Here is a 7,885-nt window from a genome sequence, read left to right as displayed (position 1 = left end):
AATAACATGTTTTAATTTGTTTGTCAACATGTTTTTTATTGACTTATTTGTCAATTTGTTGCCGTCTTCGTGACGACAAGGAATATCTTATCATATTTATTGGCTATTTAAATATAAACTAGTCTTATTATAAGAAATTAAATACTATTTTCGATATATTTCTTCTAATATCTCATAAATATACAAAAGGATACACAAGGGAGCGTATATTCGACATATTATTAAAATAAATAGAGTGCAGCTTACCTACACCCTATCTATCCATACTTTTTTATTATTATCTTACATAAACTAGACATAGAAATACATTTATTCATGCTTTTAGTTCTAAGCATTTTAAAAGCTTCCTCTTCACTTATGTTAAGCTTATTCATAAGTATTCCCTTTGCCTTAGCTATTATCTTTCTTTCTTCTAAGGTATTTTCTAATCTTTCTATCTCTTTAGATAACATACTCATTTTGTATGAATTCATTATAGAAAATTCTACTGTATGATATAGTTGTTGTAAATTTATAGGTTTCATTAAATATGCAAAAACATTCATGTCTTTTAAATTTTTATAAAACGTATCATTAATGTTATTAGTAATAAATATAACTGTAGATATTTTATTGTCTTCAATTATATGCGCAACTTCAAAAGAATTCATTCCTCTTAATCCTGTATCTATTATAACTAAATCTGGCAAGGTACTTCTACAAATCCTTATAGTTTCAGCACCATCTAATGCTTCATATGTTTTGTATCCTCTTTTTTTAAGTAAAGTACATATTTTCTTTCTAGATTCTTCATTACTATCAGAAACTACTATGCTATAACTATTCATGACACCACTCCAAAATCAACTATATCTTTAGTAATATAAAATAAATGACTAATAAGTATGTTAGTCTATTTTATGAATTACCCCTTCTTAGAATAAACTAATAACAAAACTATTAATAGATTCTAGTGATTGTATTTCACAAAATAGACCTCACATATTTTACATATTATTTATTTTAATATAATTTAAACTAGAATTTTCTTAAATATCTTTCTATTTCCCACTTTGATACATATCTTGAATATTCCATCCATTCATATAAAGCAGCATCTTTAAATTTATTATATACGTGACTGCCTATTGCCGCTTTTACTACTTCATCTTTTGATAATTCTTCTATAGCTTCATTTAAGTTAGCAGGTAAACTTTCTATTCCTTTTTCTTTTATTTCAGCATCATTCATTTCATATACATTAGTTTTAACTTGATCTACTGGTTTAGTTTGATTTTTTATTCCTTCTAATCCTGCTTTTAATAATGCAGCTAATGCTAAATATGGATTAGCTGATGGATCTGGATTTCTAAGCTCAACTCTTGTAGATTGACCTCTTTTAGCTGGTATTCTAACTAATGGACTTCTATTACTTGCAGACCAAGCTATAAGAACTGGAGCTTCATATCCTGGAACTAATCTTTTATATGAATTTACTGTAGGATTAGTTAAAGCTGCCATTCCTTTTGCATGCTCTAAAACTCCTCCTAAGAAATAGTATGCTTCTTTAGATAATTCTAATTCTCCATCTTTATCATAAAATGCATTTTTACCATCTAAGCTTGATAGGGAAGCATTTAAATGCATTCCTGATCCGTTTATACCAAACTTAGGTTTAGGCATAAATGTAGCATGAAGACCATGTCTTTGTGCTATAATTCTTACAGCCATTTTAAATGTCATTATGTTATCTGCTGTAGATAGTGCATCTGAGTATTCAAAATCAATTTCATGTTGTCCTGGTGCAACTTCATGATGAGATGCTTCTATTTTAAATCCCATTTCTTTTAATGTTGTAGTAATATCTTTTCTTGCATTTCCACCTAAATCTACTGGCGCAAGATCAAAGTATCCTGCATCATCGTGAGTTTCAAGTGATGGCATTCCTTTTTCATCTGTATTGAATAAGAAGAATTCACATTCTGGTCCTATATTAAGTATATATCCCATTTCTCTAGCTTCTTCTAAAACTTTTTTAAGTACATTTCTAGGACAACCTTCAAAAGGTGTTCCATCTGATTTATATACATCACATATAAGTCTAGCTTCTTTTCCATAAGTAGTCCATGGGAATACTGTAAATGTTGATAGGTCTGGTCTTAAATACATATCTGATTCTTCAATTCTAACAAAACCATCTATAGAAGATCCATCAAACATTATTTCATTATCTAATGCTTTTTCAAGTTGTTCTATAGTTATTGATACATTTTTCATAACTCCCATTATATCTGTAAATTGTAAGTGAATAAATTCAACATCTAATTCCTTAGCTTTTTTTAAAATTTCTTCTCTACTACATTTATTTGACATTAATATCTCTCCTTTGTTTATACTTATTATATTTAAAATAAATTTATATTTATTATTAATAACTTTCTGTTAAATAGCTCTCTCTTAATTCAAAATCTCCATAGCTTTCTAATCCATGCTCTTTTATATCTAGTCCCATATTTTCTTCATCACTAGTTACTCTTAATCCAATTGTAAGATCAATTACTTTAAATAGTACATAGGTAAGACCCATAGTCCATAAAGCTACTGAAAATACCCCTATTATTTGAGTTTTTAATAGAGAAATTCCATATCCATAAATAAGTCCTTCTTTTAAAGAAAATATCCCTACTAATATAGTTCCTACAGAACCACATACTCCATGTACTGCCACCGCTCCAACTGGATCATCTATTTTTAGTACCTTATCTATAAAATCCATTGCATATACTACACAAAATCCTGCTATTATTCCTATTATTGCTGCAGATGAACTACTAACTACATCAGTACCGGCAGTTATTGCAACTAATCCTCCTAAAGCTCCATTTAAAGTTACACCTACATCTGGCTTTCCTTGCTTTACCCATGATATAATCATTGCTACTACAGCTGCTGAAGATCCTGCTAAGTTTGTTGTCATAAAAATATGTGCTATATCATTGAAACTCATAGCAGATAATGTTGAACCTGGGTTAAATCCAAACCATCCAAACCATAGTATAAATACACCTAAAGCTCCTAAAGGTATACTGTGACCTTTTATAGTATTAGATTTACCATTTTCATATTTACCTATACGAGGACCTATAATAAAGGCTCCCATTAAGGCTGCCCATCCTCCTAAAGAATGAACTACTGTAGAACCTGCAAAGTCATGGAATCCTAATTGACTTAGCCAACCATTTCCCCATACCCAATGTCCTACTATTGGATAAACTAATGCACTAATAACAAAACTATATATTAAATAAGATAAAAATTTAGTTCTTTCAGCCATAGCTCCTGATACAATAGTTGCAGCAGTAGCACAAAATACTGTTTGAAATATTAAAAATGCTTCTTTAGGTATAGTTAATCCTAAAGCTTTAAAATTTATATCACCAAAGAAAGCAATTTGACCAATAAATCCATTTGTATCTGTACCAAACATCAACCCAAAACCTAAAACCCAAAACACTAAAGATCCTACTGAAAAATCCATAAGGTTTTTCATTATTATATTGCTAGAGTTTTTAGCCCTAGTAAATCCTGTCTCAACCATTGCAAATCCTGCTTGCATAAAAAATACTAATCCTGTAGCTATCAATACCCATACTGTGTCTATTGCGCTAGAATAATTCATTTTATATCTCCTCCCTATTTTTATACATTTCCCTATGAGTATATCTAGCTTATAATTTTGTATAAAACAAAAAGACGTCAACAAACTCAGGGAAATACATTTCCTAGTTTGAAGACGCCGTTGCCTTCTATTTAAATATTAAATTATGTCCTTTATTTTATCATAATATTTTTTATATTTCAATAATATTTTTATTTAATATTACTAGCAATTATTAACAGTATAAAAAGTTATATGATCTCTCCACTTTCCATCAATAAATAAATATTCTTTATTTATTCCAAGCTCTTTAAAACCGCATTTTAAAAGAACGTGCTTAGATTTTTCATTATCTACTAAAGTAGAAGCTTCTACTCTATGAAGTCCTAATTCTTTAAAACAGTACTCTGTAACTATTTTTACTGCTTCTTTCATATAACCATTTCCTTGGTAATCTTTATCTATAGAATACCCTATTATTGCATTTTTAAATACTCCCATTACTATATTAGAAACTTTAATTTTTCCTATAAATTTATCTTCTTTATATATACCAAGTTCTATACTTTTCCCATTTAAATATTGACTATAAGAATCTATAAGTACTTTTCTTTGAAAATCAAAAGTATAAAACTCCTTTTCTCTTGTAGGTTCAAATTTTTCTAAATGACTTTTATTTCTTATATAATAATCTAATAACTCTTCACAATTAGTAGGGTTTAATACTCTAAGTAAAATATCTTTCCCTTTTAATGTTAAATCTTTATGTATACTCTTTTTTCTAAAGCTATCTATGTCTAATCCAAATAAAAATTCATTACATTCTTTATTAGTTATAACGCCTTCTAAATCAAAACCTAAATCTATAAATGCTTTAAAATTTATATTTTCGCTTGCTATTATATTTATTTTACATATATTTTTTCTAAATAATAATTGAATAAATTCTTTTAATATTTTTTTTAAATACTCTTCACTGTTATCATAGGATTTATAAAAATTTAATCTTAAACTACAAGATTTATACTTTTCTAATATCTCTAAAATAAATATTCTCCCAATATTTATACCAGACTCGTCTCTAATTATATATTCCCTTGATTTACCATTAGCTAGATTTATATCAACACCTAAATTTTTTTTCATAAATAACAGCTCCCAAAATAATAAGTAAAAAATTTATAAGTTTTTGCACTTTAAATTATACCACAACAAAATTTTATTTTGTTTTTATAATATCTTTTATAACCTCTCCTGCTATAATAAGTCCTGCACATGGTGGTACAAAAGATATGCTTGCTGGTACTGGTCTGTTATTGCTATTTAAAACTTTATCTTCTCTTTTTATAGGTTTTTCTTCTGAATACAATACTTTTAAATTTTTAATCTTTCTTTTTCTTAATTCATTTCTCATAACTTTAGCTAAAGGACATACTTTTGTATTATAAATATCTTCAATTTTAAATTTAGTAGGATCTAATTTATTTCCTGTTCCCATACTACTTATTATATTTATCCCATTACTTTTGCACCAAGTTATAACAGATATTTTAGAAGAAACTGTATCTATAGCATCTATTACATAATCTGTATCCTTATCTATTATGTCTTCTATATTTTTTTCTTCTATAAAAGTCTTATAATCTACTACATTACACTTAGGATTTATATCTAATATTCTTTTTTTCATAATTTCAACTTTTACTTTACCTACAGAATTAACATTAGCATGGATTTGTCTATTTATATTAGTTATATCAACAGTATCTTTATCTACTATAGTTATGTTTCCAATTCCTGCTCTTGCTAAAGCTTCTGTTGAAAAACTTCCCACTCCGCCAACTCCAAGGACTACTACTTTGCTTTTTTTAAGCTTTAAAACTGATTCTTCTCCTAGTAAAAGACTTGTTCTTTGTAACCAACTATCCATATCATCTCTCCTTTATAATTAATAAACATACAATTATATTTATTATATATCTCACCGAACAAAAATATAAGCCTCAATAAATACAAAAGTATTCATGGAGGCTTATATCCTTTATACTTAGTTAATAAAAATCCGCTCAATTTAACAAAAGTATAATAAATTGTAAAACAGATTATAAATACAAATAAAACTTTTAAACTAGACAAGTTATATTATTTCCTAAACTAACTCCGTTAATATATACTTGCAAAAGTTTTACAAGAAATTATTTTTATAATTACAATCAATTTATAACCCGAATCATATATAATTATAAAAATTAAGTTCTATAAATTTATAAACTGTTGTTGTCATATTGGTATCAACTTAACTAAATTTATATTAACACAGTAAGTTATTTTTTTCAATATTTGGAAATATTAATCAATTATCTATTATATATCTAAAATCGACTCTGTCTCACTACAATATTTTGTTAATATACATTTTTCTATGTTCCTAGGACACTTTTTACATATACAATTTTCCATATTTTTGTCGCATTTTTTGTTAATAAATTTTATGCATTTATCACAATTAGTTATTTTTAATTTCATAACAAATCTCCTTACTTTATGTCTAATGCTTTTATAATGTTTTTTTGAATTTTATATATTTTTTTATTTTTATAAGTTATGGCATTTTTAGGACACAAATATATACACCTTAAACAGAGCATACACTTGCTATGAAAAACCGCTCTTCCGTTTTCCATAGTTATATTTCCTCTTGGACAGTTTCTAACACACAAACCACATTTATCACAATCATTTTTTGATATCATATTTTTAGATAATTTAGGTAATATTTTAATAAAACCTTTAGATAAAACTTTTGATACACCTAATTTAAAAGAATTAGTATTTTCTATTAACTTCTCTCCTTTTATAAAGCCATCAACTATATTCTTACATTTTACTTCTGCTTCTTTTAAAGTAGAAGTAATATATTCATTTGTAGGTTTTTTTCCCATAGCAAAATAATAATTATTAGTCATCTTTATGCTACTTTGTATAAAAACATCATAACCTTTTTTATTAATTATTCTTGATATATTTTCAGCAGCAGAAGCTTTATTACTACCTTGGGTAGAATAAATTATACATTTTTTATTATTACCCTTAGGTAATTTTTTTAAAAAGTTACTAACAATTCTAGGTTCCATACCTGCATACACAGGGGTACCTATTATTAAAAAATCATATTTATTTATATTTTCTAAATCAAAATCTTCTTTATATTCTATATTAAAAAAATCTATATTGTAATCATTTTCTTTAAAATAGTCACTTATCTTATTTGCAATCCATTTAGTATTACCTGTGCCACTGAAATAACATAATGCTCCATTCATATGTATCCTCCATAGCTATCTAAATTTAAAAGACAGCTTTTTTAAAAAACCGTCTTTTACTATTTTATCACAAAGATATATCTTTTGGAGACAAATATATTACTAAAGGTTAAATAAAAAATTAAAAAGCTTTAAACTAAAGTCTAAAGCCTTAAAATTTATAAATGGTTTTTCCTATAATTAAATCTGTATTTTTTCATAACATCTTTAAATACATATGCTGATGATGGAGGAGTATAAGTTATACAATTTGCTCCAGCTTCTATGGTTTTTATTATAGTATCATCATCTAATCCACCAGTTGCAATTATAGGAATGTTAGGAAATTCTTTTCTGATAGACTTTACTATATTTGAAGTATTTTTACCACCAGATACATTTAGTATAGAAACCCCTGATTCTAATCTAGCCCTTATGTCTTCATGCTGAGATACTACTGTTACCACTATAGGTATATCTATAGTTTCCTTTAATTGTTTTACTACTTCATTTGTTATTGGGCTATTTAAAACTACAGCCATAACACCTTTAAATTCAGCATCTAATGCTAAATTAACAACTCTTTTACCGGAAGTAAGTCCACCACCTACTCCACAAAATACTGGAACATCTGCTGCTGTAACTAAAGCTTGAGTAATTATTGGTTGAGGCGTAAAAGGATACACAGCCATTATAGCGTCTGCATTAGTATTTTTTATAACTGCTACATCTGTGCTGTAAACTAAGGATTTTATAGTCTTTCCAAAAATTCTTATACCACTAGCTTCTTTTATACTTAATGGAACTTCTAAAATCTTATTTCTTAAGACCCCTCTTACTTCTGGTGTAGGTCTAGATGATTGCAAAATTTTATTTTTCATGATTTTATGTTTTCCTCCTTGAAAAAACAGCCTAATATAAAAGTAATATATTTATTCTATATATT

At 26.9% G+C, this 7,885-nt stretch carries 8 protein-coding genes; all 8 read right to left on the bottom strand.

Annotated features, from left to right (window positions below; translation table 11 throughout):
• Positions 1-257: 257 nt before the first annotated feature.
• On the bottom strand, positions 258-827 hold the full coding sequence (locus ABDZ71_RS03415) for an ANTAR domain-containing response regulator (RefSeq protein WP_343758881.1): 570 nt from the start codon (positions 825-827) through the stop codon (positions 258-260).
• A gap of 190 nt (positions 828-1,017) precedes the next feature.
• Entirely contained in the window at positions 1,018-2,352 is a 1,335-nt protein-coding gene (gene glnA, locus ABDZ71_RS03410) for a type I glutamate--ammonia ligase (RefSeq protein ID WP_343758879.1), read from the bottom strand.
• Positions 2,353-2,407: 55 nt separating this feature from the next.
• A complete protein-coding gene (locus tag ABDZ71_RS03405; RefSeq protein ID WP_343758876.1) occupies positions 2,408-3,658 on the bottom strand; it encodes an ammonium transporter in 1,251 nt (416 codons plus the stop codon).
• A gap of 204 nt (positions 3,659-3,862) precedes the next feature.
• The gene (locus ABDZ71_RS03400) at positions 3,863-4,783 is read right to left on the bottom strand and encodes a GNAT family N-acetyltransferase (RefSeq protein WP_343758874.1); all 921 of its coding nucleotides are present in this window, start codon (positions 4,781-4,783) and stop codon (positions 3,863-3,865) included.
• Between the two features lie 73 nt (positions 4,784-4,856).
• Positions 4,857-5,567 carry a tRNA threonylcarbamoyladenosine dehydratase gene (locus tag ABDZ71_RS03395; RefSeq protein WP_343758872.1) on the bottom strand — a complete coding sequence of 237 codons (711 nt, stop codon included), beginning with the start codon at positions 5,565-5,567 and terminating at the stop codon, positions 4,857-4,859.
• A 434-nt stretch (positions 5,568-6,001) separates the two neighbouring features.
• Entirely contained in the window at positions 6,002-6,163 is a 162-nt protein-coding gene (locus tag ABDZ71_RS03390) for a hypothetical protein (protein ID WP_343758869.1), read from the bottom strand.
• Positions 6,164-6,174: 11 nt separating this feature from the next.
• Entirely contained in the window at positions 6,175-6,960 is a 786-nt protein-coding gene (locus tag ABDZ71_RS03385) for an EFR1 family ferrodoxin (protein ID WP_343758867.1), read from the bottom strand.
• Positions 6,961-7,118: 158 nt separating this feature from the next.
• Entirely contained in the window at positions 7,119-7,820 is a 702-nt protein-coding gene (locus ABDZ71_RS03380) for a beta/alpha barrel domain-containing protein (RefSeq protein ID WP_343758865.1), read from the bottom strand.
• Positions 7,821-7,885 lie beyond the last annotated feature (65 nt).

This window comes from Clostridium oceanicum (assembly GCF_039521385.1).
GTDB classification, from domain to species: domain Bacteria; phylum Bacillota; class Clostridia; order Clostridiales; family Clostridiaceae; genus Clostridium_F; species Clostridium_F oceanicum.
This window is presented reverse-complemented; position numbering and strand designations above follow the sequence as displayed.